This window comes from Brachyspira alvinipulli ATCC 51933 (assembly GCF_000518245.1).
GTDB lineage: Bacteria > Spirochaetota > Brachyspiria > Brachyspirales > Brachyspiraceae > Brachyspira > Brachyspira alvinipulli.
Window position 1 is genome coordinate 394,964 of the sequence record NZ_KI912402.1, and the last position, 26,046, is coordinate 421,009.

Annotated in this window: 26 protein-coding genes; 20 read left to right on the forward strand and 6 right to left on the reverse strand. The window is 26.5% G+C overall.

What is annotated here, in order from left to right:
• The first annotated feature begins 17 nt into the window (after window positions 1-17).
• The 9 genes from T324_RS0106660 (at window position 18) to T324_RS0106700 (ending at window position 9,957) form a co-directional block, all read left to right on the forward strand.
• Window positions 18-1,589, forward strand: a complete 1,572-nt coding sequence (locus T324_RS0106660) for a hypothetical protein (protein WP_028329524.1) — start codon at window positions 18-20, stop codon at window positions 1,587-1,589.
• 81 nt (window positions 1,590-1,670) lie between these two features.
• A complete protein-coding gene (locus tag T324_RS0106665) occupies window positions 1,671-3,173 on the forward strand; it encodes a hypothetical protein (protein ID WP_028329525.1) in 1,503 nt (500 codons plus the stop codon).
• A gap of 173 nt (window positions 3,174-3,346) precedes the next feature.
• Window positions 3,347-3,721 (forward strand): hypothetical protein, encoded by a 375-nt coding sequence (locus T324_RS0106670; RefSeq protein ID WP_012670416.1) that lies wholly within the window; start codon window positions 3,347-3,349, stop codon window positions 3,719-3,721.
• Window positions 3,722-3,816: 95 nt separating this feature from the next.
• On the forward strand, window positions 3,817-4,737 hold the full coding sequence (locus tag T324_RS16925; protein ID WP_012670415.1) for a hypothetical protein: 921 nt from the start codon (window positions 3,817-3,819) through the stop codon (window positions 4,735-4,737).
• 179 nt (window positions 4,738-4,916) lie between these two features.
• Window positions 4,917-5,609, forward strand: a complete 693-nt coding sequence (locus tag T324_RS0106680) for a JAB domain-containing protein (protein WP_028329526.1) — start codon at window positions 4,917-4,919, stop codon at window positions 5,607-5,609.
• Window positions 5,596-6,021 carry a helix-turn-helix domain-containing protein gene (locus tag T324_RS0106685; protein WP_028329527.1) on the forward strand — a complete coding sequence of 142 codons (426 nt, stop codon included), beginning with the start codon at window positions 5,596-5,598 and terminating at the stop codon, window positions 6,019-6,021. The genes T324_RS0106680 and T324_RS0106685 overlap by 14 nt, the downstream gene beginning before the upstream one ends.
• Before the next feature lie 143 nt (window positions 6,022-6,164).
• On the forward strand, window positions 6,165-8,363 hold the full coding sequence (gene fliD / locus T324_RS0106690; protein WP_028329528.1) for a flagellar filament capping protein FliD: 2,199 nt from the start codon (window positions 6,165-6,167) through the stop codon (window positions 8,361-8,363).
• Window positions 8,364-8,472: 109 nt separating this feature from the next.
• The gene (dapF, locus tag T324_RS0106695) at window positions 8,473-9,312 is read left to right on the forward strand and encodes a diaminopimelate epimerase (RefSeq protein ID WP_028329529.1); all 840 of its coding nucleotides are present in this window, start codon (window positions 8,473-8,475) and stop codon (window positions 9,310-9,312) included.
• An 87-nt stretch (window positions 9,313-9,399) separates the two neighbouring features.
• Window positions 9,400-9,957, forward strand: coding sequence for a lytic transglycosylase domain-containing protein (locus T324_RS0106700; RefSeq protein WP_028329530.1), 558 nt, complete (start codon window positions 9,400-9,402; stop codon window positions 9,955-9,957).
• A gap of 79 nt (window positions 9,958-10,036) precedes the next feature.
• On the opposite strand, the gene flgG is transcribed toward T324_RS0106700, so the two are convergent.
• Window positions 10,037-10,831, reverse strand: coding sequence for a flagellar basal-body rod protein FlgG (flgG, locus tag T324_RS0106705; RefSeq protein WP_028329531.1), 795 nt, complete (start codon window positions 10,829-10,831; stop codon window positions 10,037-10,039).
• 197 nt (window positions 10,832-11,028) lie between these two features.
• Here flgG and T324_RS17715 point away from each other — a divergent pair, with 197 nt between their 5' ends.
• The 4 genes from T324_RS17715 to T324_RS0106725 all read left to right on the forward strand — a co-directional run bounded on the left by T324_RS17715 (window position 11,029) and on the right by T324_RS0106725 (window position 14,482).
• Window positions 11,029-11,427, forward strand: a complete 399-nt coding sequence (locus tag T324_RS17715) for a Spy/CpxP family protein refolding chaperone (protein WP_051436807.1) — start codon at window positions 11,029-11,031, stop codon at window positions 11,425-11,427.
• A 261-nt stretch (window positions 11,428-11,688) separates the two neighbouring features.
• Window positions 11,689-13,071 (forward strand): AAA family ATPase, encoded by a 1,383-nt coding sequence (locus tag T324_RS0106715; protein ID WP_028329532.1) that lies wholly within the window; start codon window positions 11,689-11,691, stop codon window positions 13,069-13,071.
• Between the two features lie 5 nt (window positions 13,072-13,076).
• Complete coding sequence (locus T324_RS0106720) at window positions 13,077-13,697, forward strand: hypothetical protein (RefSeq protein WP_028329533.1); 621 nt, start codon at window positions 13,077-13,079, stop codon at window positions 13,695-13,697.
• Between the two features lie 17 nt (window positions 13,698-13,714).
• Window positions 13,715-14,482, forward strand: a complete 768-nt coding sequence (locus T324_RS0106725) for a patatin-like phospholipase family protein (protein ID WP_028329534.1) — start codon at window positions 13,715-13,717, stop codon at window positions 14,480-14,482.
• Between the two features lie 41 nt (window positions 14,483-14,523).
• Here the strand turns inward: T324_RS0106725 and T324_RS0106730 are convergent, their stop codons facing one another.
• Window positions 14,524-15,141, reverse strand: a complete 618-nt coding sequence (locus T324_RS0106730; RefSeq protein WP_028329535.1) for a hypothetical protein — start codon at window positions 15,139-15,141, stop codon at window positions 14,524-14,526.
• A 231-nt stretch (window positions 15,142-15,372) separates the two neighbouring features.
• On the opposite strand from T324_RS0106730, the gene T324_RS0106735 reads away from it, so the two are divergent.
• Together T324_RS0106735 and T324_RS16935 are read left to right on the forward strand one after the other, a co-directional pair.
• On the forward strand, window positions 15,373-18,468 hold the full coding sequence (locus tag T324_RS0106735; RefSeq protein ID WP_028329536.1) for a DEAD/DEAH box helicase: 3,096 nt from the start codon (window positions 15,373-15,375) through the stop codon (window positions 18,466-18,468).
• 296 nt (window positions 18,469-18,764) lie between these two features.
• Window positions 18,765-19,592: a leucine-rich repeat domain-containing protein gene (locus T324_RS16935; protein ID WP_038375108.1), complete on the forward strand. Its 828-nt coding sequence runs from the start codon at window positions 18,765-18,767 to the stop codon at window positions 19,590-19,592.
• Window positions 19,593-19,609: 17 nt separating this feature from the next.
• Here T324_RS16935 and T324_RS0106745 read toward each other — a convergent pair whose 3' ends face one another.
• Window positions 19,610-20,326, reverse strand: a complete 717-nt coding sequence (locus T324_RS0106745) for a gamma-glutamyl-gamma-aminobutyrate hydrolase family protein (RefSeq protein WP_028329537.1) — start codon at window positions 20,324-20,326, stop codon at window positions 19,610-19,612.
• 189 nt (window positions 20,327-20,515) lie between these two features.
• Between T324_RS0106745 and T324_RS0106750 the strand changes: the two genes are divergently transcribed.
• The 3 genes from T324_RS0106750 (at window position 20,516) to T324_RS0106760 (ending at window position 23,214) form a co-directional block, all read left to right on the forward strand.
• Window positions 20,516-21,079, forward strand: coding sequence for an RNA 2'-phosphotransferase (locus T324_RS0106750; RefSeq protein WP_028329538.1), 564 nt, complete (start codon window positions 20,516-20,518; stop codon window positions 21,077-21,079).
• A gap of 319 nt (window positions 21,080-21,398) precedes the next feature.
• A complete protein-coding gene (locus T324_RS0106755) occupies window positions 21,399-23,003 on the forward strand; it encodes a peptide ABC transporter substrate-binding protein (protein ID WP_028329539.1) in 1,605 nt (534 codons plus the stop codon).
• Between the two features lie 25 nt (window positions 23,004-23,028).
• Window positions 23,029-23,214, forward strand: a complete 186-nt coding sequence (locus T324_RS0106760) for a hypothetical protein (protein WP_028329540.1) — start codon at window positions 23,029-23,031, stop codon at window positions 23,212-23,214.
• 142 nt (window positions 23,215-23,356) lie between these two features.
• Here T324_RS0106760 and T324_RS0106765 read toward each other — a convergent pair whose 3' ends face one another.
• The 3 genes from T324_RS0106765 to T324_RS0106785 all read right to left on the reverse strand — a co-directional run bounded on the left by T324_RS0106765 (window position 23,357) and on the right by T324_RS0106785 (window position 24,985).
• Entirely contained in the window at window positions 23,357-23,575 is a 219-nt protein-coding gene (locus T324_RS0106765; RefSeq protein ID WP_028329541.1) for a DUF6290 family protein, read from the reverse strand.
• Between the two features lie 523 nt (window positions 23,576-24,098).
• Window positions 24,099-24,743, reverse strand: a complete 645-nt coding sequence (locus tag T324_RS0106780) for a hypothetical protein (RefSeq protein WP_028329542.1) — start codon at window positions 24,741-24,743, stop codon at window positions 24,099-24,101.
• Window positions 24,728-24,985, reverse strand: coding sequence for a hypothetical protein (locus T324_RS0106785; protein WP_028329543.1), 258 nt, complete (start codon window positions 24,983-24,985; stop codon window positions 24,728-24,730). The genes T324_RS0106780 and T324_RS0106785 overlap by 16 nt, the downstream gene beginning before the upstream one ends.
• A 506-nt stretch (window positions 24,986-25,491) precedes the next feature.
• On the opposite strand from T324_RS0106785, the gene T324_RS0106790 reads away from it, so the two are divergent.
• Both T324_RS0106790 and T324_RS0106795 read left to right on the forward strand, forming a co-directional pair.
• Entirely contained in the window at window positions 25,492-25,686 is a 195-nt protein-coding gene (locus T324_RS0106790; RefSeq protein WP_028329544.1) for a hypothetical protein, read from the forward strand.
• Window positions 25,676-26,002 (forward strand): hypothetical protein, encoded by a 327-nt coding sequence (locus T324_RS0106795; RefSeq protein ID WP_028329545.1) that lies wholly within the window; start codon window positions 25,676-25,678, stop codon window positions 26,000-26,002. The genes T324_RS0106790 and T324_RS0106795 overlap by 11 nt, the downstream gene beginning before the upstream one ends.
• Window positions 26,003-26,046 lie beyond the last annotated feature (44 nt).

Here is a 26,046-nt window from a genome sequence, read left to right on the forward strand (position 1 = left end):
AAAATTTGGAGATTTTTATGAGAAAGATAATTTTATTATTGGTGTCATTGGTATTTATTATTTCCTGTGGAAATTATTTTAATCCAAGATATTATTATAATAATAGGGGATCATCAGGTGCCGGTAATGTTCCTGATAATCCAGATTTAGGAGGCGGAGGAGAAGGATTAGCACCTGAAGACGATCCTTTTAATAATGATAAAGGTGATAAACCATGGAATGAGCCTGATTACGGTGGATTTACTTTGGATCTGGATAATCTTGTAATAAGAGCAGATTTTGATGGTAATAACAGACCTACATATAGATTAGAACCTGGTACTTGGGATCCTTATCCTGCTAGTAATGCTTATAAAAACGGTGGAAATTTATCATGTGAAGCAGGAAATTTTAGTATAGGAAGTGTTACTTATTATTTATATAAGGGAAAGAATCCAAATTATAGTATTGATAGTAAATATAATCAAAGCAGCAGATTAGAGAGATTTTATTTCTATAGATTAAAAGGAAGTTCTGCTGGAAAAGATGTAAATAATTATTTAATATGTATAGATAAATATTCAAAATTGGTATTTGCTTTTGCTGTACCTATGGCATGGGAAAGTGTTGTGATAAAATACATGCCTATAGCATGGGGAGCTGTTGAATTAGGTTATGAAATTTATGAAACCGGAGGCGAAGTATATTTCAATAAAACAGACGGCATACAATATTTCTATGAATATGATCCTGTAGGTATTGTTCATGAAGACGGTACTATAGAAATTTATAAATGGTGTTCTGACTCCATAGGAAATAATAAATTATACGGACCAAGAGTAGAAGGAAATAAAATAGATTTAGACAGACCTATAGCTTCAAAAGGTGTTGCTGGAAGATCTCCTTATATGCCTATTAAAGTTGAAGCAACTGTAAAAGATAATGTAACAATAATGGCTAAAAGCTTTAAAAATATAAGTGCTAGAAGTGCAGAAGGATATTTGGACTGGTTTGAACCTCAATATGATGATATTAGAGATTACGGATACTTTACATATACTATATCTGCTTCTGCTTATAATAGTGAAATTTCTGATGGTACTTTAACTGATATAGAACATTTAGATCCTAGAGATAGCAGTCTTACAGGTATGATATATGTAAATGAAGTTAAGAAAATAGATAAAAATAACTATATTAATTTTAATTCAAGTAAATCTTTTGAGATTAAAAATATAAATGAAAATGTATGTATAGATTTAGCTTCGCGTATATTTAAATATAATACACTTAAAGCTATTGGTATAACTTGCATAGATACTGATAACTTTGGAAAAGGAGGAAGCGGAGAGGTTGCTTCTAAAGATATGCCTAAATTAAAGTTAAAGTATGATGCTGATAATGAGCAGTTTGTTGTGGATATTGCAAACTCTGTTATGAATAATGACGGACTTTCTACAACTATAAGTTATTATACACCTGATTTTACTCTTAAGAGAGGTGAGACTAAAGATCTTACTATAAGATACAAATGGATGAAAGGTAATGATGCTTCAAACGGAGAAGAGGTTGAGGTTACTTATACTTTGAAATTTGAATCTGTAGAGTAAAGATAAATAAATATAGGCATTGGATAATATCCTGATGCCTATATCTTATATATAATAAAAATTAAAATGGTTTGTAAATTTATGAAAAAGATAATTTTTTTATTAATCATATTTTTTGTATTAATTACATTTATTATTTCATGCGGAAATTATTTTAACCCAAGATACTATTATAATAATAGAGGTTCATCAGTTGCTGGGGATATTCCTGATAATCCTGATATAGGCGGCGGCGGTGAAAATTTATCACCTGAAGACGATCCTTTTGACCCTTCCGGCGGTAAGGACTGGAATGATCCTAATTACGGCGGATTTAATTTAAATCTTGATAATTTGGTTATAAGAGCAGATTTTGACGGTAATAATAGGCCTAGTTATAGATTTGAAGAAGGATCATGGGCGGTAAATGATCCTGCCAAAAATAGTTATAAAAATGGCGGAAAATTATCATGTAAGGCAGGAAGTTTTTCTATTAATGATGTTACTTATTATTTATATAAAGGAAAAAATCCTGCATTCGATCCTAATAGTTCATACAATAAAAGTGATAGATTAAAAAGATTTTATTTTTATCATCTAATAGGATCTTCAGCTGGAAATGTTGTTGATAATTATTTAATATGTATAGACAGCTATTCTAAACTTGTATTTGCATTCGGTGTTCCTATAAAATGGAAAAGTGTTATTATAAAAGATATGCCTATAGCTTGGGGATCTGTTGAATTGGGTTGGGAGGCTGATTCTAGTTCAAATAATCCTATATACTTTAATAATACATATGGTGTAAAATATTTTTATGAATATGACCCTGTAGGTGTAGTTCTTTCTGATAAAACTATTAAAATATTTGATTGGTGTTTAGATTCTATAGCTAAAAACAGATATGCACCAAGAGTTAAAAATAATGTTATAGATTTGAAAAGACCAATAGCTTCAGCAACAGAAACAGAAGGACGCTCTCCTTATATGCCTATTAAAGTAGATGAAAAATTAAGTATGACTGTAACAGCAGAACAAATTCAGATACAGAATGTTGATGTTGTAAGCGCTAATTATTTCTTTGGAGGTATAGATTATAAAAAAGGTTTAGCCGGCATATCTTATGATATAAGATTTGGATACAATACTTCTTCCGGAGTTATGGATAATTTTGAAACTATAAATAAATTTGATAAAACTACTTTGTTTTCTAGTTTATTCAGTGTCAAAGTTGGGGAAACTAAAACTATAACTTCAACGCCTAAAGAATTGAAAATAGAATATACTGAAAAAGAAGATATTTATTTATTGCTTGATGCTAATGTTACAGTTTACTCAAGCGGAAATGTCTGGACTTCTGAATGGCCTAGTGCTATGATAGATACTCAAAAACCTATAGTAAAACTGAAGTATGATAAATCAAAAGATGCCTTTGTGTTTGACAGTATATATGGTGATAATGCTGATAGAATTATAGAATATACAACAGGATTTGAACTTACTAAAGGAAGCAGTAAAGATTTTACTATAACATTTAAATCAACTGAAATAGGTGAAGAGAAAAAAACAGGAACAATGAAATTAATATATAGATTAAAATACTAATATATTCAATATAATAGGAAATGAACTTTATCTTTGTGATATAGTTCATTTACCTAATTATTAATTTATAATAATAAAGCAGATGATATTAAAAATCTGATTTTATTAATAACACTTTACAATATTTTATTTTGATATATAATATTTTATATAAAATAATATGGATTAAAACTATGATAAAAAAACTTTCTATAATACTGATTTCTATTTTTATAATTTCATGTAATTCTCCCTTTGCTGGAGCAGGAATAAAGTTTTCCAATAGGGCTGGAAGTTATCAAAATAAAGATAAAAGTATTACAGTTACAATTACCGACAAATCTAAAGACAATTTAATTATAGATGCAGTATCTTCCGAAACTATAAATGAAACTATAACAATTAATTCTTCTTCTTCAAGTCAGTACTTGAAAGTTAATTCTGAAAAATATAATGGATATATTTATATTTTGAATTTAGGTAATAACGTTCAAAATTTATTTTTAACTGTTAGAAATGATAAAGGTCAAAATGTTATTTTTAATGAAAAGCTTACTATATTAAAATAATATTTTTTATATCTCTTATTTTAAACTATATATTGTTTACTTATATTTCTTTTGATATATACTTTTATTATTAATTTAATAAAGAGAAATTATTTATGAAAAATATAATAAAAAAAGTTCAGAAGAAAACTATTATTCTATCTATATTAACTATTATTATGGTTCTTGTTATATCAAGAGCATGTTCAAGCAAATTCGATCCTAGATATTATTATCAGCAAATGCAAAATAAAGAAAATGGCACAGGTACTGAAGAACCAGATATTGGGGGAGAGGGAAATTTGAATCCTGAAGATGACCCTTTTAAAACCGGTGAATGGAATGATCCTAATTATAGAGGCTTTACTCTTAATCTTGATAATGATTATGTTATAGCCGCTTCTTTCGGACTTAAAAATGAACCTAGATATATGCTTATAAAAGATGATACTTGGAAATTAAATGATTCTTTAAGAAATGAATATTATTATAACGGTACTAATACAAAAGCTGCTGGTTTTCCTGTTAGAAGAGTAAAATATTTTATGTATAAAAACATGAATCCTACTTTCAATGCAACTAATAGCTATAATAAAAGTTCTAGACTAAAAAGGTTTTGGTTTTACCGTTTTACAGGAAATGCAGGTGTAAATACGGATAATTATTTAATCGCTATAGATAGTTATTCTAAACTTGTATTTGCTTTTGCTGTTCCTACTAAATGGAAAGCTATTCTTGGAATACCAGCTCCTGAAGAATGGGGAGCAGTTGAGCTTGGATGGGAGGCTAATGCTGATACTGATAATTTAAATAGTCATGTGAAATTCGCTGTTGATGGACTAAAATATTTTTATGAATATGATCCTGTAGGTATAGTTAAGCCTAACGGAGATATAGAGATATATCAATGGTGTTTGGATTCTATAGGAAATAATAACAGATATGCCCCTAGACTCAATGGAAGCGTTTCTGATTTGACTAGAAAAATTGCTGATTATGGTTTTGCAGGACGTTCGCCTTATTTGCCTATGAAATAGGGTTTTTTATATATTAGTTATTTGTATTTTAATCCAACTTATAAATATTTAAAAATTTCTATTTTTTAAAAAAATTTGAAAAAGTTATATATATATTGTTTATTTTCTTTAATAAATGGCTTATTTTTTAAAAACATTTGTTTAACTATAGTCTGTATTATTTATTAAAAGGAGATTATATGTTTAATGATTTTAATAATGATAACTTAGACGCTAGTTTTATTAATGAAAAACAAATATTAGCCTCCATTTTGTCAAACGGCATATCCTTTGATAAGGCAAACTCTATAGTAGAAAAACTTTATTACAGGTTTTATAACTTATATAATATAGTCAATGCTTCCAATGAAGAATTATTGAAAGTTAAAGGCTTAAATATTAAAAAAATAGAACTATTAAAAAATATACCTTCTCTTTTGGAATGCTATCTATTAAGCAGTATTAAACTTTCCAGCAATCATTTTAAGAAAAAAGATTTAATAAATTATCTTATAGTAAAAATGGGTAAATTAAAGTTTGAAGCATTTTCTATGGTTTGTTTGGATGTAAATAAAAGATTTATATCTATGGAGAATATATTTAGGGGTACTATAGATTCGGCTACAATATATCCTAGAGATTTGGTGGAAAAATCTTTGTCTCTTGGTGCGAGTTATGTTATTATATCGCATAATCATCCTTCTGGAATAGCAAAGCCTTCTAAAGAGGATATAGAGATAACAAAGGTTTTATATAAGGCTTTTTTAATGGTTGAAATAAGGATGATAGACCATATTATAGTTGCAGGTAATAATGTATACAGCTTTAGAGAAAATGGCATGTTTGAAAAGTATAAAAATAATATGGAGGGTATAAATTATGCTAACTACTAATTTGAAAAAACCATATTATAATAATATTCTTAGTGACAGTAAGGGAGAAAATAATCAAGAAGACTTGCCTCCAAAAAGAGATGATAATGAGGTTATATTATCTGTTGGTAAAAATATACGTGCTATAAGAAAATCTCAAATGAAAACTATATCTGAAATAGCAGAAATATCCGGAATATCATCAAAATATCTGCAAAGTGTAGAGGTAGGTAAAAGAAACATATCTATTACAAATCTTAACAAAATAGCTGTGAGTTTAGGGGTTCCTATTGCATTACTTTTTAGTTATGATCATGTAGAAAAGACAAAAAAACTGTTATGTATAGCAAATAAACTTAAAAATTATTCTGTTTTGCAGCTTTCTAATATAGATATTATTATTAATGATTTGGAAGATATAATAGATAAATAAAATATTATGTTAATAAAAAATATATTTGTTAATAGATTTTTAACTATTCCGACAATATAAAAATAGGTTTATAATATTTTTTTACAAAACTATATAAATCGAAGTTTTTATTAATATAGTTCAAATTTTAGGAGAGGTCTATTATGGCAACAACAGGAGCTTTTCTTGACGAAGTTTATCAAAATGCTGTAGAAGCAGAGGTAAACAAAAGAAGTACTACATTGTCCAATTTAGTGGATAATGCCAGAGAATATCAAAGAGAAATTTCTGCTTATGAAGATTTAAAAGCCAGATTGAATACATTATCAGAGGCTTCAAAACAATTATATGGATTTCGTTCTCCTTTTAAAAACTATGTTGGAACAGGTGATGGAATACCTGATTATTTTTCAGTTACAGCTAATAGGCTTGCGAGTACAGGTACTTATGATATAGCAATAAAAGATATAGCTTCAAGTCAGAAATTTTCTTCTAAAGCATATAATATGTCGGATCAATTACCAGCAGGAACTATAGTATTAAAGGTTGGAGAAGAGGAAAAGACTATAGAATTTGCAGGCGGAAGTTTGGTTAGTTTGCAGAAAGCCATTGATAAAGCATTCGGTAAAGAAATAAAAACTACAATAACTCAAAAATCTAGAAATTTACAGGTTCTTACAATAGATTTGGTAAAAACCGGTTCCAAAAATATAGTAGAAGTTGTAAGCGATGATGCTGGTATATTAACAGAATTGAATATGTTTACAAGAAGACCTTATAGATATCTTGGGCATATATTTAATCAAGAACTTATAAATAAATGGGAAGATGAGTCTGAAAATTTGTCTACTAATTATTTTGTTAAAAAAGACTTTATGGTATTAAAAGGCATTAATAAATTATCAATGCCTCTTCATAGAGAAGCTGAAGCAAATGAAAATATAACCATATCTGTTACGGCTAGAGCATCTGATACTTTGGATGATGAAGAAGCACCTATGATGCCTCCTACAGTTGATTTATCAATACCTGATACAGGGGTGACATTTAATAAGATAGACAGTGTTATATTTAAAGATGTAGAATTGTATGGTGAGGGATTATCTCCTGCTGATAGCTCTAGAACATTTGAGGATATAAAAAAGTATAAAGAGGCTTTAGAAGCAGAGAGAAAGGCAAAGGAAGGTTTAGAGGCCGAAGCTCCTGAGGCAATAAATGCTGATGGATTTAATTTTGAAATTATAGGAGTTAAATATATAAATAAGGCCGGAGATGAGGTAGAAAAATTTTTTGCATTGCCTACTTTAAGTTCTTCATGGCAAAGACTTAATATTCCTATAGGAAGTCAATTTGAAGAAGGCGATGTTATTACTGAAGTTGTACTTATAAACAATAATGAAGGCTATAACATATTTTATAAAGATTTGCTTGTTGAAGATATGGGAAGGGAAGAGGATGCCCCTAACTATTTAGTATCTGAAGCAACTGATGCTAGAGCTTCTATTGATGGTGTTGATGTATTAAGTGAAAGTAATGAATTTAATGATGTTGTAAATGGACTTAATATAACAGCTAAAAAAGTAACACCTGAGGCATTTGCTACTACAGTTGAAGTTGATAAAGAGGGTGTAGTTAATGCTATAGTTGATTTCATAAGGGCTTATAATGAAGTTACAGATTTGCTTAATGATACTACTCAAAGACCTTTAAGCAAAGATATAAGAGACGGCATAGAAAATATGAATAGAACAGATTTAATAGATTTAGCTACTACTTTAAATGTTGAGTTTGATCCTGAAATATCTGATGCAGGATTGAAGAAGAAATTATATTATGTAGGAGTATTTAGCGGAAATGCCCTTGTTAGTACAATATCTCAAAGAATAAAAATGATAGTAGCAGATTCTTATGAAACAGAGTATGGAGAGGAATTAGCTTTGCTTGACCAAATAGGTATTAATAGAGGAAATGCTGGAGAGGATTGGTCTAAAGTAAAAAAAGCTTTCTTACAAGTTGATGAAGAGAAATTTATGAGTAAGCTTGACACACAAATGGATGGTATAGAAGAATTATTCTCTAATGATACAACAGGAGATGATCTTCCTGATACTGGAGTTGCTTATACTATGAGCGACTTTATCACTCCTTATTCTCAAACTAGAGGTATAGTTGAAAATAGTATAGCAATGACAAGAAGCCGTTTAGAAGATAATAAAAAGCGTATGGATGCTGAAAAAGATAGAATAGAAGAATATAGACAACAGAGACTTGCTTCATATTATAAAATGCAGTCAGAATTGCAGCAGGCAGAGAGAGAGAGAAAGAGACTTGAATCTTCTTTCCAAAATCAGACAGGAAATTAATATCATTTGAATTTAAGGTGATATGTTAAATCATATCACCTTTTTTGTGTTTACATAATTATCATTTTATTATAAAATATTGTTTCAAAATTATTTAAGGTTTTATATTATGTTAATATCTTTTACCAAAATGCATGGTATAGGCAATGATTATATTTATATAGATTGCTTTAAAGAAAAGTTTACAGAAGATGATGCCAAAAAATATTCTCCTATACTTAGTCATAGACATTATTCAATAGGTGCTGATGGTATTATTTTAATAATGCCAAGTGATAAGGCAGATGTAAGAATGAGAATGTTTAATGCTGACGGAAGTGAAAGTGAAATGTGCGGAAATGGTGTAAGATGTGTTGCAAAATATGCTTATGATAAAGGTATATCTAAAAATAATCCTATGAAAATAGAAACTTTAAGGGGTATTCTAGAAGCAAAATTATTTATTAAAGATTCTGAAGTTGATAGTGTTGAAATAAATATGGACAGTCCTATATTTGAGGGGCTTAAAATTCCAACAACTATAAATAAAAACCATATAATAGATGAACCCATAAATATAGACGGAAAAATATATAATTTCACTGCAGTTTCTATGGGAAATCCTCACGCTGTTATATTTTTAGATGATATAGATAATATCGATATAAACTATATTGGAAGTTATATAGAAAATAATAATATATTTCCAAATAGAACCAATGTAGAATTTGTTAAAATTATTAGCAGAGGAGAAGTTAGGCAAAGAACTTGGGAAAGAGGCAGCGGTGAAACTTTGGCATGCGGAACTGGTGCTTCGGCTGTATGTGCTGCCGGTGTTATAAGTGGACGTACAAATAATACTATATTAAATCATCTTTTGGGAGGAGATTTGATTTTAAGATATGAAAATAATCAAATTTTTATGAAAGGTGAGGCTAGATATTCTTTTGAAGGTGTAATTAAATTGTAAATTTTACATGACTTTTTTAAATAAATTGTTATTTTTAAATATATATAGTTAATTTAGTTATTCTATCTATAGTAATAGAGAGGTTTTATGAAAAGAACTATTATAATAATGTTTTTATTTTTGGGCAGTATAACACTAGAAACCCATAATTTTAATATTAATAATTATTCCTTTCCATCTAATGACTGGGTTACTTTAATCAAAGACGTTTCTAATCATTATAAACAGGATTTTTGGTTTATTAAAGATGTTTTTGATATTTGCGGTAATTATGATGTAGATCCTCTTTTAATGGTTGCTTTAATTAAAGTAGAAAGCAGTTTTATACCAACAGCATTATCAAGAAAGAATGCTTATGGATACTGTCAAATAACTCCTATTGCAAATCAAGATGTTGATCCTACTCTAAGCAGATATAATACAAGAGATAATATTGTTTTAGGTGTAAGATTTATTAATAAACTTTTAACTAGATTTGAGGGTGATGTTATAAAATCGCTAAGATATTATAATGCTGGTAATAATTATAATGAATATGGTGAATCCTATGCAGACAGTATACGATATGAATATGATACTATGGTTAGACTTTATGTTAAATCAGATTCTTCTTACGGCTCTATATATAGGAAAGAGGTATTTTAAAAGTATTTTTCTTTTTATAATAAAAAAAGAGGCATTTTAAGCCTCTTTATCTATTACTAGTTATTTATTATTCTTTTAATTATCTTTTTAAGTTTACAACAGTAGCAAGCAAGTTATCACTAGTTTGTACTGCTTTAGAGTTCATTTCATAAGCTCTTTGTGCTACTATCATATCAACCATTTCATCAACAACTTTAACGTTTGACATTTCTACAAAGCCTTGATGTATTCTAGGGAAACCATTAGCACCAGGTTCGCCTTCAAAAGCTGGTCCGCTTGCTATAGTTTCTTTATATAAGTTATCGCCTATAGATAAAAGTCCAGGCTGATTGATAAATCTATGAAGTGTAATTTGTCCTATTTCTACAGGATCATTTTCATCACCTATTTTTACAGAAACTACACCTTCTCTTGATATGCTTATCTGCTCTACCAAGAAATTTTCAGGGAATACTATTTCAGGAACTAGTCTGTATCCATTAGAAGTAACCATTTGTCCGTTAGCATCAATTTTGAAAGAACCGTCTCTAGTATATGAAACGCTTCCGTCAGGCATTAATACTTGGAAAAATCCTTCTCCCTCTAATGCTAAATCAAGTTTATTACCAGTTGCCTGTAAAGAACCTTGATCAAACATTTTTTGAGTAGCAGCACTTTTTACACCTAGTCCTGTTTGAAGTCCTACAGGTGTTACAGTGTCTTCTGTAGCAGGAGTTCCTTGTATTTTTAAGTTTTGATATATTAAATCTTCAAAATCAGCTCTAACTTTTTTATATCCTATAGTATTAACATTTGCAAGGTTATTTGCTATAGTATCAGTTTTGAACTGCATACCGTTCATACCGCTTGCAGCTGTCCATAAAGAACGTACCATATAATACACTCCATTATCTTATAAATTTATTATATTATATTTTCGGTAATTACAAAAATTGCTTTATAGAATTTATATAAAAAATATTATGTTAAGTTATAGAATTAAAAAAATAAAAAACGGGAACTTTTTAAAGTTTTATACGTCTAACAACATATATAAATAATAAAACATAAATTATTTTAAGGAGGATGATTATGTTTAAAATGTTATTATTCAATAAAAAAATTATATTTACAGCATTAGTAATATTTGTGTTATCTATGTCCGTATTTGCAAGAAGTTATAATTCAGATGATTTCAATTTTAGCAGAAAAGATGGAGTTTACGGAAGAAAATTACCAGATATACAGCTTACATCTGATCAAATATTGCAAATACAATCCATAGAAAATAAATATTACAGCCAAATAGAAAGTTTGCGAAAAGATATTTATAATCAAATACAAACTATAAAATTTGAGATGTCAAAAGAAACACCTGATATTAATATTATAGATAAGGCAATAGATGATAAAACTAAATCAGCATCAGAATTACAGAAAATAAGAATTCAATGCTTTTTAGAAATTGACAGAATATATAAATCAAATTAATTAATATTCATAATTATATAAGTAAAGCTCATATAAAATAACATTAATTATTTTGTATGAGCTTTAGTTTTTATATGTGTAATAAATTTTCTATTATTGTATCGTTTCTATATTTTATATTCTCATTTTGAAATTTGTAATATTGCCTATTTTCTGCTGTATATATTATGTTAAATTGTTTAAATACTGATTTAAGTAAAATACTTGTTAAAGATAAAATTCTATTATAAAATAATACAAATTAAAAAAGGTATTTTTAAAATGTCATATTCCAAGCTAATAATTAAAAATTTCGGTAAGATTAAAGAGGCAGAAATAGAACTTTCTAATCTTATATTGTTTATAGGTGATAATAACAGCGGAAAAAGCTATTTGATGACATTGATATATGGCTTGATGAAATATAGTAGATCTATTGCAGATATTATGTTTCAAAATAAGGATTTTATTTACAGTTTGGAAGAATATAAAAGAATTCAAAATATAGTTGATAAATACATAAAAATAAATGAGAATATAGAAAGTGGTAGTGTAGTCATAGATAGTTTTTTAATAAATAAAGATGCTGATAAAAAATTATCTCTTTTAAAGAATGATGAAATTAATTTATTTAATGAATTATTAAATAAATTATTAAATAAATACAAAATAGAAATTTTGAAATTTATTTTTAATGATAATGATAATGTAATAAATTTAGAAAGTATATATTTTGATAATTCAAATTATTTATTTAATATTTTTATTACTAAAGAATCTCTATTTATTCATAAATTACATTCTTTTTCTATATCAGACATAGGAAATGATGACAAGATTGATTATATTTTTATAATGAGAAATATATTTTCTCGTATGTTAGAAAATAATTTTCATTCTTTAGAATTAAAATTTTTACCTACATCAAGAACTGGTTTTTTATTAACATATAAAGAATTATCAAAAATATCTAATATGCAGCAATTTAGTATTGGAGAGAAAAAAGAAAAAACTTTATTTCAAAAACCTATTATAGATTTTATTAATAGTTTAATAGGTTTATCTTATAATTATGAAGAAAATGATAATTATAAAGATATAATAGAAATACTTGAAAACAATATATTTAAAGGTAAAATAAATCTTAATAGGGAAACAAATGCTATGTATTATCAGCCAAATAATAGAGATTTGAAAGTACCTATGCATTTATGTTCTGCTGTAATCACAGAAGTTGCTCCATTATATTTATTTTTGAAATATAGTATGTTTGGTGATTTATTTATAGAGGAGCCTGAATTATCATTGCATTTAAAATTGCAGAAGCAATTAGCTCGTGTGTTAATAAATCTAGTTAATAAAAAAAGAAATATAATAATATCCACTCACAGCGACACTATATTAGAACATATAAATAATATGGCTGTTCTTCATAGCATGAAAGATGAGGATAAAAAGAATCAAATATTAAAAGAGTATTCATATACTGAAAATGACACCATAGACATAGATAAAATTAGAATATATCAATTTGATACTGATGACAATGATATTACAACCATAAAAGAATTGAAAGGCGATAGAGAAACAGGATTTTATATAGAAACATTTCATAAATACATAAATAATGCCTCTATAGAATATGATGCAATAAATGAAGATTAATGATTATGGACGATTTTGATAAACTTTATAATTCTGCTTTTATACTTAATAAAAAAGGTGAAAAAAAGTATCTATTTGATAATACAATGTGTAAAATTGATGTGATAGAAGATATTTTTACTATAAAAGATAAAAACTCAGAAATGGAATGCCATGTAAAATTAAGCTCTAAATCTATTTGCAGTTCAGATATAGAAGGAGATAAAAAATTTAATCATTTAAGAATGAATAAATGTGCTGATGCTGTGATTATAAATAAAAATGAAAATAATAAATTTGATTTACATATAATAGAATTAAAAAATGATATTCATGATGATGATTTGAAATGGATTCATCAACAGTTTTTAGGTGCATATTTGAGAATAAGAGCTATTTTTCTTGCTTATTCTAATGATATAGAAAATATAAAGTTTTATTTAGTATATAAAAATAATATTAATTCTAAGAGTTATTCTAAAACAAATAATAGTACAAATAAGATAAAAGATAAAATAAATGAGAGACGTTTATTTGCTAAAAGTAAGATAATTAATAATGTACTTTTAAAAATTTATCCTTTCAATTCTGAAATATTAGATATAATAAAATATGATATAACTTACAATAATGAAATTTTTATTTAATTATATCTGGAGATAAAATGAAAAAATTGGGTCTTGTATTAGGAGGCGGAGGAGGAAGAGGAGCTTATCATATAGGCGTATGGAAATATTTAAAAGAGTCTGGTATTTATGATAAAGTTTCTGCTATTTCCGGTAATTCTGTAGGGGCTTTGAATTCTTGTCTTATGATTATGAATGATTATAATAATGCTCAAAAAGTTTGGACTCAAGAAATAGAAACAAAAATTCTAAGTCCAAAAAAAATTAAAGATTATTTGAAAATTAATAAATCTTCTATATTCGGTATATTTTCAAGGGAAGGTTTGATTGAAATTATAGATAAATATATTGATCTTAATCTTTTATCAAATTATCATTTTAATATATACGCATCATGTACAGAGTATAATGCACCGTTTTTTATAAAGCCTAAATATTTTAAATTAAATGGTAATTCTAATGATAGAATAAAGAAAATACTTTTAGCTACTTCTGCACTTATAGCTGTATTTCCAACAGAAAAAATTGATGATAAATTCTATCTTGACGGATGTTATACAGATGATTGTCCTATAGAGCCTCTTTATCTTTATGAATATTGTACAGATATAATAGTTGTTCATTTGGATTATAAGAAACCTGTTAAAATAAAGAATAATGTTAATATTTATGAAATTTATCCTTCCAAAGATTTAGGTAATTTTTTTCAAGGTGTTTTGGACTTCTCTCCAGAAGGTGCGTCAAAAAGAATACAGCAGGGATATAATGATGCAAAAACTTATTTAAAAGATTTAAATATATTTTAGTTATAGTATTTTAAATGTATTGTTGCAATATATGAAATATTTTATTTAAATAAATATTCTATTATAGAGCCTTTTTTTATATATGGTTTTATTTCATTTAATGTGAAAGGAATATCAACATAATATTCATTCATTATTTCACTTCCTTCTATATTTTCTTTGGTGAAAGAAATTGTACTGCTGAAATAATATGAGAATACAATACCGCCATTTGGTTTTATATAGAAAGAAAAGTCAGATATATTAACATCTTCAATAATATAATAAATACCTTCATCATTTTCTTTCTGTTCTAATTTTTTCTGTTCTTGTTTTTCTTTTGCTCTGAATAAATTGATAAAACTCTGATTATTTATGTTCACTATATCATTAATAGCAATATACCTGCCGTCATCTGCTGAAAAAGTCATATAGTTTTTATATATATCAATATTTGAGGTTTCACTGTTCCAGCCTGAAAGTTCTATTTTAAAAGTAAAAATTTTTGAATCTTTATATGCAAGTTTTACTTCATATCCAGAAATATCTTTATTTTGAGAGAATTGTTCTTCAATCAAATTTTTAGCCATTTGTATTTTTTCATCATATGAATATCCGTATATATTGTATGAAAATATACATACAATAAAAATTGTTAAAAAAATGATTATTTTTTTCATGGTTCATTCCTTTTTATAACTATATAGTATAACATATTTTTATAGAGATAGTATCAAATTTAGTCCATATTAACATAATCTAGTTATCATAATATATAAAAAACTATTCCTTTTTACATATTAACAAAAATCATGTTTTTTTATACAATATATAATATTGACTTTTATTTATAATTCTATTATTATAAAAGCCATTAAAATAATGTGTAAAAATATAGTAAGGTTATTAGAATGAACACTAGGGGTAAGTCTAAAAAGAAAATTAAAGAGAATGATAATCCTTTTTTAAATCTTAATGCTCATGCTAGAGATGATGATGAATTGGCAAAAGCATCAATTAAAACTATAGCAAACAGCGTTGTTATTACAGAAAGTGATAATAAAAGAATAGATAGAAATAAAAAAGAAGAATCATCTGAAATAATGGATCCTTCCCGCAGAGATTGGCTTTATTATACTAGATCTCCTTTAATGGATAATTACAGAGATAATCTTTATAGGGAGTATTATAGTTTATCTGTATTATTATCTTTAAGAGGAGATAACAATAATGAAAGAACTTTAGGACTTTCCTTAAAATTAATAGATTTAGAAAATAAAAAGGAATTCAGAGTAGGAGAGCTTGAAAGCTTTTTATTTTCATGTGTTATTGGAGATAAGCAGAATATAGAAGATGATGAAAGAGTAATAGAACTTGAGGATTTTAGTAAGGCTGAAGCAAAATTGATAAGATTCTTGAATAATTTATATGCAGAAGCTAAGCAGATACAGGAAAACGGTAAATTATGGTTTAAAGATTATAATGCATATCAATGTTTGCTATTATTAAAAGATGTACCTAATATAAGACTTGAAAGCAGAGTAATTACATTTAGTGATGAAATTTTAAATTTACAATTAGAAAGTTATTATAATGAAAATAAGGATTTAGTGCTTAATCTCAGCATTAAAGATGTTGATTTAAACAGAGTTTATACATTCGGAGAGAACTGCGATTTTGTGCTTTATAAAGATATTTTTTATGAAACTAATCCTTCATACCCTAGAATAAAAAAGAATATTTTTAAAGACAGCATAATAGTAAAGAAAGACTATATAAAAGATTTCTGTTCAAGGGTTCTTCCTAATCTTAAGAAAGATTTTGATAATATAGGACTTCCTGAAGACATAAAAGAGAATGATATATTAGCTTTTCCTGCTCAGGCATTAGTATTTTTGGATTATGACGGAACTAATGTATTTTCTACTGTAAAGTTTAAATATGGTTCTTTCACTGTTGATCCTTATTCTGGAAAGTTTACAAGCAGCAATATGTTTGATAATGAAGTTACAGAGATTTACAGAGATACTGAAAAAGAAGAATATTTCTGCAGAACTTTATCAAAATATTTGGAGAAGGTAGGAGATTATACTTTTGCTACTTCAGATGATGAGAAGATATTCTATTTATGCTATAAAATACTTCCAGCACTTCAGGATAGGGGTTGGACTTGTTATTATAGTGAATCTTTTAAATCATTGAAATTGAATGTTAAGCCTCTTAAAATGAGAGTTTCTTTAACTAAAGATATTAATTTCTTTGAGATTAATTTTTCTTTTGAAGGGGTTAAAGAACTTCATGATTTATCAGAAATAGTAAGAGCAGTAAAGGTTGAAAATAAAGAATATATAAGACTTCAGAACGGTTCATTCGTACCTATAGATTTAGAAGTAATTGATTATATAGCTAAAATGTTTAAAGAAAATCCTATAGAACAGAAAGAAGATAACAGATATTTGCTTCCTATGTTCAGTGCTCCTTATTTCGCTGATATGCTTGAGAAACACAGCGGTATAGAATTAGATTTAGATGATAATGCCGTTGATACTATAGCTAATATAAAGCGTGTTGAATATGATGAAACACCTCCTAAAGATATAGTAGGCGAGTTCAGAAGCTATCAATTAGTAGGTTATAAATGGCTTAGAAAACTGGCTGATATGTCATTGAATGGTATACTTGCCGATGATATGGGACTTGGTAAAAGTTTTCAGACTATAGCTACAATATTAAAAGAAAAAGAAAATGGTAATAAACTCACTTCATTAGTTGTTGCTCCTACTTCATGCGTTGCCAACTGGGAATGTGAGATTAAAAAATTTGCTCCTTCTCTTGAAGTTATAGTTTTATCAGGTAATTTAAAAGCAAGAATGAAAAAGATTAAAGCAGTAAGTAATTATGATGTTGCAGTTATATCATATTCTACATTAAGACGCGATGTAAAAGCATTAAGCGAAAATGAGTTTAACTATCTTATACTTGATGAGGCACAGCATATAAAGAATGCCAATACTCAGAATGCTAAAATGGTAAAGAGTTTAAAATCATTAAAAAGATTAGCATTAAGCGGTACGCCTATAGAAAATAGCATAAGCGAGATGTGGTCAATGTTTGATTTTCTTATGCCGGGATTTTTGGGTAAGCATAAGGACTTTGTTGAAGATTATGAAGCTCCTATACTTGCAGGTTTAGATAGTTCAAGCGAAGCATTGGATAATTTAAAAACTAGAATAGCACCTTTTATATTAAGAAGATTAAAAACAGATGTTTTAAAAGATTTACCTCCAAAGCATACTGTTGTAAGCTACTGCGATTTAACAAAAGATCAAAAAGAACTTTATATGTCAATACTTGAAGCGGCTAGAATAGAAATATTTGAAACAGTTAAACGTAAAGGTTTTGCTCAATCACATATAGAAATATTTTCAGCATTAACAAGATTAAGACAGGTATGCTGCCACCCAAGATTAATGCATGAAGATTTACGCGGCGAGAGTCATACAAGCGGTAAGTTTAATATGTTTATAGAGATGATTAAAGAAGCCATTTCAGGCGGTCATAGCGTATTGGTATTTAGTTCATTTACTAGAATGCTTAATCTTATGCGTTCGGCTTTCAAGAAATTGGGAATAGATTATTTTTATTTGGACGGAGCAACAAAGGACAGAATGGATTTAGTTCATAGATTCAATGCTGGAGAAGCACCTATATTCTTACTTAGCCTTAAAGCAGCAGGTACAGGACTTACTTTAACTCAGGCGGACACTGTAATGCATTATGATTTATGGTGGAATCCGGCTGTTGAAGATCAGGCTACTGACAGAGCTTATAGAATAGGGCAGAAACGTGTTGTAACTAATTATAAGCTAATAACAAGAGGTACTATAGAAGAGAAGATATTGGAACTTCAAAACAAAAAGCGTTTATTGATTGATACTGTAGTTGGCGATTCTATGGGCGACATCAATAAATTGAGCTGGGACGAAGTGAAGAATCTTATTAATTAAATTAAGAAATATATATTATTTTGACAATTTAAAATTATTTTAGTATATACCTAAACAACTATAGTTTGTCAATTTTTGATTATTTTTAAACGTAATTAAAATTTATAAATAATATAAAATATTAGCACATAGTAGCAAAATATATTTTTAAATGTAATATCAAAACTTATATTTGTACAATAATAAGTAATCAGCCTCACGTATAGAGGACTTTTGATAAGAATAGGCAATACCGTGCGGGAAGGTGCCGCAGCTCGCAGTTGACAAACTTAAAAATTTTTAGTATAGTTTATTTTATGCTGTCAGATAAAGATTTTAATAAAATTATTTCTTGGGCTTCGGATTTAGAAATACAAAATTTTCCAAGAAGTAAAGAAGAATTAGAGAATATTGAAGAGCTTGATTTATATGATTTGCCTTGTAATTTATTTTTAGATGAAATTTCTAAATTAAAATCATTAAAAAGAATTTGGTTTATGTATAATGATTTTGATGAAATACCGAATTTTATTTATAGTTTGGAAAATCTTGAAGAAATAAATTTATCTGGAAATAATATTAGTTTTATTGATGACAGAATATCAAATTTGAAAAACTTGAAAATCTTTAATATTTATGAGAATAAAATAAGCAGTATATCAAGGGAAATTATCAATCTGAAAAAATTAGAAGTTTTTAATATAAGCGGAAATAATTTAAATGATATTCAGGAAGAAATTTTTTATTTAGAGAATATAAAAAATTTAGATTTAAGTGCAAATAAAATTACTAATATTGATTTAAAAATTTCAAATTTAAAAAATATAGAAGCTCTTGATTTATCGAGCAACAATATAGAAATTATACCTAAAGAAATTGCTTATTTAAAAAAACTTAAATATTTAAATATAAGCTATAATAAATATAAAACTTTACCTGAGGAATTATTTAATTTAACAAATTTGCAAATACTTTTAATAGGTTCTAATAATTTAAAAGAAATTTCTGATTCTATTTGCAAATTAAAAAATTTAGAAGAATTACATATTCTTTCAAGTTCTATAAAAAAACTTCCTGAATTAAAAAACTTAAAAGAATTAATTCTTATAGATACTAAAATAAAAAATAAAGATATTTTTGTATAGAAATTATTTTTAAATGATTATTTTCTTGATTTGCAAACTTCAACAAACATATCAAAAATATTCTGCATCTTTATTATTTTAGAACTCATTAATTCAGGATGCCATTGTACACCTAATATAAAAGAATCTTTTTTCTTATATTCTATAGCTTCTACTATACCATCTTTTGCAGCTGCTGTAACTTTGAAATCTTTAGCTAATTTATCTATGGCTTGATGGTGAAAACTATTAACCTCAGAGCTTTCTCCCAACATATCATAAATAATACTGTCTTTTACTATTTGTATTTTATGAGTTGCAGCATGATACTCTGCTGTTTGACTATGAAGTATATTTGTACTTCTTTGTGTTGGTATATCCTGTATTAAAGTGCCTCCGAAATATACATTTATAACCTGTATTCCTCTGCATATTCCAAATATTGGTTTATTCATTTCTACTGCGTATTTCATTAATTTAAAATCGAAATCATCTCTTTCTATAGATATAGTGCCGATTTTTTCTATAGGTTCTTCATTAAATCTAAAAGGATGAACATCAACTCCACCTGTCATAATAATTCCATCAACATTTTCAAGCATTTTTTTTATTATTTCCTCATCCTCTATAATAGGTATTATAAAAGGTGTTCCTTTTGACCTTATCACAGAATCAATATAAGAACGATTAACAAATGCTTTTGGTATGGAAGTATTTTCATATAAAAGATTTCCTGATAAACCTATAACAGACATAAATATATCCTTTTTATTTAAATAAAAATTTGCATATATTTTACAAGTAAAATAACTTTTTTACAATAGATTAGGGGCGGGTGGGTGGGGTAAATAAAATTCTATTAAATAATAGTATTAACATAATATAGTTGACATAATTAATAAATGATATTATTTTATTAACTATGTATTTTGAGGAGAAATAAGATGAAAGATGATAAATTAACTAAAGATGAAGTTAAAATAAGTAAATTTGTTAGTTTAGTATTAAGACATAAACCTGAAAATATAGGAATCACATTATCAAAAGACGGCTGGGCAAATGTTTATGAATTAATAGAAAAAATAAAAGCTACAGGAAGAAATATAAATAAAGATATACTTGAAAGAGTTGTATTATATAATGATAAAAAGAGATTTAGCTTCAATGAAGATCATACTTTAATAAGAGCAAATCAAGGTCATAGTATAGACGTAGATTTACAATTTGAAGAGAAAGAACCTCAGGAAATATTATTTCATGGAACATCAATTAATAATATAGATAGTATAAAAGAGGAAGGTATAAAGAAAATGGGAAGACTTCATGTACATTTATCATTAACAGAAGAAACAGCTAAAAAAGTAGGTGAGCGTCATGGTAAACCTGCAATAATAAAAATTAATTCTAAGAAAATGCATGAAGACGGTATTAAATTTTACTTATCCGAAAATAAAGTTTGGCTATGCGATTATGTTGATCCTAAATATATTTTTGATATTAATAAATGAATTAACATAATATTTTTTAATTTTAAATAAATACCCCGCCCTTTATATTTTCTAGCTTTATTTAGATAATAAAATTTAAATTATTTTTAAAGCTTTATTAGAATTTTCAGCACCCGCCCAAGTTTTTATTAAGTTTAAAATTTTATTATACGCACGATTTATTTTTATTGATTTTTGTATTTAAATATAAAGTTAATGTATTTATATTTTTTAATCTATTCACCGTGCGTAAATTATATTAACATAATATAGTTGACATAATTATAGATTTGGTTATCATATTTAAATATATAATTATGTTATAAAGAGAATATCTATTATGAAGAAACTAATTTTTATAATAATTTTGATTGCTAATATATTTTTGTTATCTTGTTCAAATAATAAATCATCTAATGAAGGCATAGTTGTATCAGTTGGAGGAATGCCAAGCAGTTTGGATCCGGCATTTGCTAAAGGCATTAATACAGCAGTTTACATAACACATGCATTTGAAACACTCACTCAAAGAGATGAAGATGGTACTATAATTCCAGCACTTGCTGAAAGCTGGGAGGCTATGAGTAATAATACAGTTTATATATTTCATTTGAGAAAAAACGCTAAATGGTCAGACGGGAAAGATTTAACAGCTAATGATTTTGTATACACTCTAAGAAGGTTAATTGATCCTGAAGTTGCATCTCCTTTTTCTTTGGGGTTTGATATAATAAAGAATGCTCATAGTATTATGAAAGGTGATAAAAAATTAGAAGAACTTGGAGTTTATGCTTTAGATGATTATACATTAAAAATTGAGCTTGATATACCGCTTCCATATTTTGAAGAGGCTATGGCTAGCGATATTGCTTCGCCTGTAAGAGAAGATATTATTAATACTTATGGCGAGGATTGGGCATTGAGCAAAGATCATTACATTGGAAATGGACCTTATATAATGACTGAATATGATGAGGCTGTAAAAATAGTAATGGAGAAAAATCCTTATTATTGGGATAAAGATAATGTAAAAGCTGAAAAAATAACTTTTGAATTTTTGGAAGATGTTAATACTGCAGTTGCAGCAATTTATGGAGACAGTATATTATTTTATCCTGAAGCCCCAGAAAATGAGAGAGCATCTTTGATAGAGCAAGGTATAGGAAGAGAAGTTGACATAACATCTATTGCTTATTATATGGTTAATTTAAAAAGAAAACCTTTTAATAACCCTTTGGTAAGAAAAGCATTAGCACTTGGTATAGACAGAAATTATATAGTAAATAATGTTTTAGGCGGGGGAAGGGTAGCATCTGACGGATTTGTTCCTATAAATGTAAAAAATGGTACTAATAATTTTAGGGATAATGCTCCGGAATATATTTCTTTGGAAGGGAGCAATTATCAGAAAAATATTGAAGAGGCTAAAAAACTTCTTGCTGAAGCAGGTTACCCAGATATAAAAAAATTTCCTATAATAGAATTAATTACAACTACAAATCCTTCGTCATTATTTGTTGCAGAAGCTATTCAAAGTATGTATAAAAATAATTTAGGTATAGATTTAAAACTTAGATATGAAGAACCTACAACATATTTACAGTCTATAAAAGATGGAAGTTTTCAAATGATCAAGGCTGGAACTAGCGTTGCTTATAATCAGGCTACAGGATATTTAAGACTTTTTCAGCTTGATGGCTTAGGTAATGACGGCGGATATACAAATGCGCTTTATGATTATTTAGTTGATATTGCCATAACAAATGCAAATGAAGATATAAGAATAAAAGCAGCTTATGATGCAGAGCGTATACTCATACAAGAAGATATGGCAATAATACCTATATATTATGACAAGGCTACTATTATGCAGAGTAAAAAACTTCATGGTGTGAAATATGATATTTTTTCAATATATGATTTTAGAAATGCATATATTGAATAATTAAAATAAAAAAGGATTTTTATTTATGAAAAAATTTTTTGTTGGTTTATTTGTTGGAATTGCATTAACTATTTTTAGTTATAATATTATGCCGAAACTTTATTCAGAGTTAAGCAGCAGAGATTCGAGTGCTTTAAATAGTATAGCAAATGAATTAAGGAATATAAGAAATATTTTAAATGATATAAAAATTGAACTAAGAAATAGATAATTATATTTTTTAATAAGTTAAAATTTAAAAAAATTTTTGCTCATTAAACTATAGTATAAAAAAGATTTATACAATAGTTTAATTAATTTTGAATAAGCCTACATTATTTTTAATAGCATCGGCTTGTATTTTTTATTTGCTGTTATTTATTTTCTTCCATATCTATTATTTTATCAAATATTATTTTTTTTGAATATAATCCAACACTCATATCATTTTCCTCAGCATATTTTTTTAAAAGCTCATTTTCTTCATCGCTTATTCTAAAAAATATAACATGAGTATTTTTTTTATTTTCTTTTTTCTTCCTGCCTGCCCCAGCTCTAGCACCGCCGTGAGTATTTTTTACTTCATTACCCATTTTATTACCCATATTAAAATAGATATTGAAAATATAAATAAAGATATAGAAAAAATTATTTTAGATAAATTATTAATTTTTTTTAATGTTTTTTCTTTCATAAAAAATTGACCTCTATATGTTATTATGTTATACTATAAAAAAAATTAGTGGGGGAGATTACCCGCTCCCCTTCGGGTTGTTTTCGCCTTATTTAAGTGCTTTTATTAAGGTTGCTATACACCTATAAGGCTTGCGATTGAAATGATAAGTTTAGCTATTGTCTCTACTAACTTATACAAATCAGTCGCTTTTTTTTGCCGTTTTCTGAACATTTGCTTACCTCCTCATTGATTATGATATTATTATAGCATATCTTGATTTTATGTCAATAGTTTTTCAAGAAAAATAATAAAAAAATCGCTAAATAATTATATTTTATATAAAAAAATAGTATTTTTATTTATAATTAGAGGCATTAAAAAAGCCGACATCGTTTTTACGGTTTCGGCTTTTAGTTTTACATTAAATAGTTTATGTTTTTTTATTTTGTTAATAAACTATAAGTTTCTTTGATAGAGGAAAGTATATTTTCATCTGAAAAAGTTTGACATATTTTGCTATAAAAATGATCCTTATCTGCTATAGAAAAAATAGCAAATAAAGTTGAAAATTCTTCTTTTGTAATAGAAGTTTTATTAATTTTAGTAATATTATTATAATAAATGTGTCCTAATTCATGAGCTATATATCTCCTAATTTGTTTCGTTTCTGTAACATCAGAGTCATAATATATAATAGCCCCGCCATTATACATAAAAGTAACTTTAGCTTTTCTTTGTAGTTTTTTTGGTCTCCTTAATAAAATAGGATAATACCTAATCTTTTCATTTTTTATTAAGTTAATTAATTCATTGTATTTTTCTTCATCTAAATTTTTATTTTCTACTTCTTTTTTTATATGGCATAAAAATTTTTCTCTTTCATTAGCATTTATTAAACTTTCTATAGATGAAATTAAATGAGAAAGATAATGTTCGTCCATTTCGGGTTGTATTATTGTTTTATATTCTTCTGATAATTTTTTTATAATAGTTTTATCAATATTAGTAATCTTTTTTACTTCATTAAGAAAATCTTGACAATATATATCCCAATTTACTGAGGGCTGATTTATATCGTTCTCCATGTACCCTCCAAAAATATAGCTAGGCAATCCTCGTATTCAGCTTTTTCCTCATCTATCTTATTTTCTGAATCATTATAATTACATACTTCACTTATGCCCATTAAAGAGTATAAGAACATATATTTTTCTTTATAAGTTTTTTTACCGCATTCCTCTAGTAATCTATCAATAACTTTTTCATCGTCTGCTAAATAAAACTTCATATATATTTCATTTTCTATTTCTGTTTTATTGATAACCATAAATACTCCCTTTACATTATTAACTTTTGCTAATAAGCACTATTTTATAATCTCTAAAGTTTTTATTTTTTTATAAATTATTTGATTTAAAAAAAGAATCAGACTAAAAAGCCCTCTATAAGATAAAACATTTTTTCACTCCTTTTTTATTTTTTAGTTTTAATATAAAAAATCGGTTATCGCCGCCTTAAATCTTAATAACCGAATTTCTACCCACCTTTATAATTTTGTATATGTATTATAATAAACTTTTCCCGCAACTATAATATAAAACATATATTATGAAAAAGCAATACAAAATCAAAAATTTAAATAAAAAAGTCAATAGGGAAAAGAGAAAATAAATAACCCTTCTATAATTCATAACTTCACGCAAAAAAAGTAACAAATGCCTCATATAAAGAGGTTAAAAATCGAAAAAAAAGTATAGACTGTACATTTAAACACTTTTAAAAAACGTATTATATGTTAGAATTTTTAACAAAAAATAAGTATGGGGGTCTTTTATGAAAAAGATTTTAATAATTTTCACTTTACTTTTTAGTTTTAGTTTTTTAGTTTACGGGCAGAAATTGATTGATAGTTATTTTGATGAAGAAACAGGAATAAAAATAGAAGAATATGATAATAAATTTTCTATAATACATAAATATTGGGGCAGTATTGTAATTCAAGATATTAGCGAAAGATATGAATACTAATGATACTAATATACTTATTTTATTAAAAAATGATGGAATTTATATTTTTTGTAATAAAAATTATTTTTATTCAAAACCTAATAGTTATTTTTTATCTAAAGAAAAATATAAGATAGGTACTGTTTTAGATGAAAAAGAGGGGTATGCTTTTCTTTTACCAAAAGAACATTTTAATAAAATAAAAAATAATGGTTTTATAATGATACCTACTTTAAATAATAATGAGGGATATACTATCTTTAATTTAATATCTATGGCAAAATTCTTTGATGAAAAACTTAATAAATATAGTCTATATAATAAATATTTAAAATAATTGGTATTTTTTTAAAAACTTTATAAATATTATACTTTTGTATA

Coding starts and splice junctions, on each gene's coding strand:
- T324_RS0106750 (WP_028329538.1), top strand. CDS start 20,516: ATGAAAGATGATAAATTAACTAAAGATGAAGTTAAAATAAGTAAATTT.
- T324_RS16925 (WP_012670415.1), top strand. CDS start 3,817: ATGAAAAATATAATAAAAAAAGTTCAGAAGAAAACTATTATTCTATCT.
- T324_RS0106665 (WP_028329525.1), top strand. CDS start 1,671: ATGAAAAAGATAATTTTTTTATTAATCATATTTTTTGTATTAATTACA.
- fliD (WP_028329528.1), top strand. CDS start 6,165: ATGGCAACAACAGGAGCTTTTCTTGACGAAGTTTATCAAAATGCTGTA.
- T324_RS0106715 (WP_028329532.1), top strand. CDS start 11,689: ATGTCATATTCCAAGCTAATAATTAAAAATTTCGGTAAGATTAAAGAG.
- T324_RS0106720 (WP_028329533.1), top strand. CDS start 13,077: ATGGACGATTTTGATAAACTTTATAATTCTGCTTTTATACTTAATAAA.
- T324_RS0106700 (WP_028329530.1), top strand. CDS start 9,400: ATGAAAAGAACTATTATAATAATGTTTTTATTTTTGGGCAGTATAACA.
- T324_RS0106670 (WP_012670416.1), top strand. CDS start 3,347: ATGATAAAAAAACTTTCTATAATACTGATTTCTATTTTTATAATTTCA.
- T324_RS0106660 (WP_028329524.1), top strand. CDS start 18: ATGAGAAAGATAATTTTATTATTGGTGTCATTGGTATTTATTATTTCC.
- T324_RS0106795 (WP_028329545.1), top strand. CDS start 25,676: ATGAATACTAATGATACTAATATACTTATTTTATTAAAAAATGATGGA.
- T324_RS0106725 (WP_028329534.1), top strand. CDS start 13,715: ATGAAAAAATTGGGTCTTGTATTAGGAGGCGGAGGAGGAAGAGGAGCT.
- T324_RS0106760 (WP_028329540.1), top strand. CDS start 23,029: ATGAAAAAATTTTTTGTTGGTTTATTTGTTGGAATTGCATTAACTATT.
- T324_RS0106730 (WP_028329535.1), bottom strand. CDS start 15,141: ATGAAAAAAATAATCATTTTTTTAACAATTTTTATTGTATGTATATTT.
- flgG (WP_028329531.1), bottom strand. CDS start 10,831: ATGGTACGTTCTTTATGGACAGCTGCAAGCGGTATGAACGGTATGCAG.
- dapF (WP_028329529.1), top strand. CDS start 8,473: ATGTTAATATCTTTTACCAAAATGCATGGTATAGGCAATGATTATATT.
- T324_RS0106680 (WP_028329526.1), top strand. CDS start 4,917: ATGTTTAATGATTTTAATAATGATAACTTAGACGCTAGTTTTATTAAT.
- T324_RS0106745 (WP_028329537.1), bottom strand. CDS start 20,326: ATGTCTGTTATAGGTTTATCAGGAAATCTTTTATATGAAAATACTTCC.
- T324_RS16935 (WP_038375108.1), top strand. CDS start 18,765: ATGCTGTCAGATAAAGATTTTAATAAAATTATTTCTTGGGCTTCGGAT.
- T324_RS0106685 (WP_028329527.1), top strand. CDS start 5,596: ATGCTAACTACTAATTTGAAAAAACCATATTATAATAATATTCTTAGT.
- T324_RS17715 (WP_051436807.1), top strand. CDS start 11,029: ATGTTTAAAATGTTATTATTCAATAAAAAAATTATATTTACAGCATTA.
- T324_RS0106790 (WP_028329544.1), top strand. CDS start 25,492: ATGAAAAAGATTTTAATAATTTTCACTTTACTTTTTAGTTTTAGTTTT.
- T324_RS0106780 (WP_028329542.1), bottom strand. CDS start 24,743: ATGGAGAACGATATAAATCAGCCCTCAGTAAATTGGGATATATATTGT.
- T324_RS0106755 (WP_028329539.1), top strand. CDS start 21,399: ATGAAGAAACTAATTTTTATAATAATTTTGATTGCTAATATATTTTTG.
- T324_RS0106785 (WP_028329543.1), bottom strand. CDS start 24,985: ATGGTTATCAATAAAACAGAAATAGAAAATGAAATATATATGAAGTTT.
- T324_RS0106765 (WP_028329541.1), bottom strand. CDS start 23,575: ATGGGTAATGAAGTAAAAAATACTCACGGCGGTGCTAGAGCTGGGGCA.
- T324_RS0106735 (WP_028329536.1), top strand. CDS start 15,373: ATGAACACTAGGGGTAAGTCTAAAAAGAAAATTAAAGAGAATGATAAT.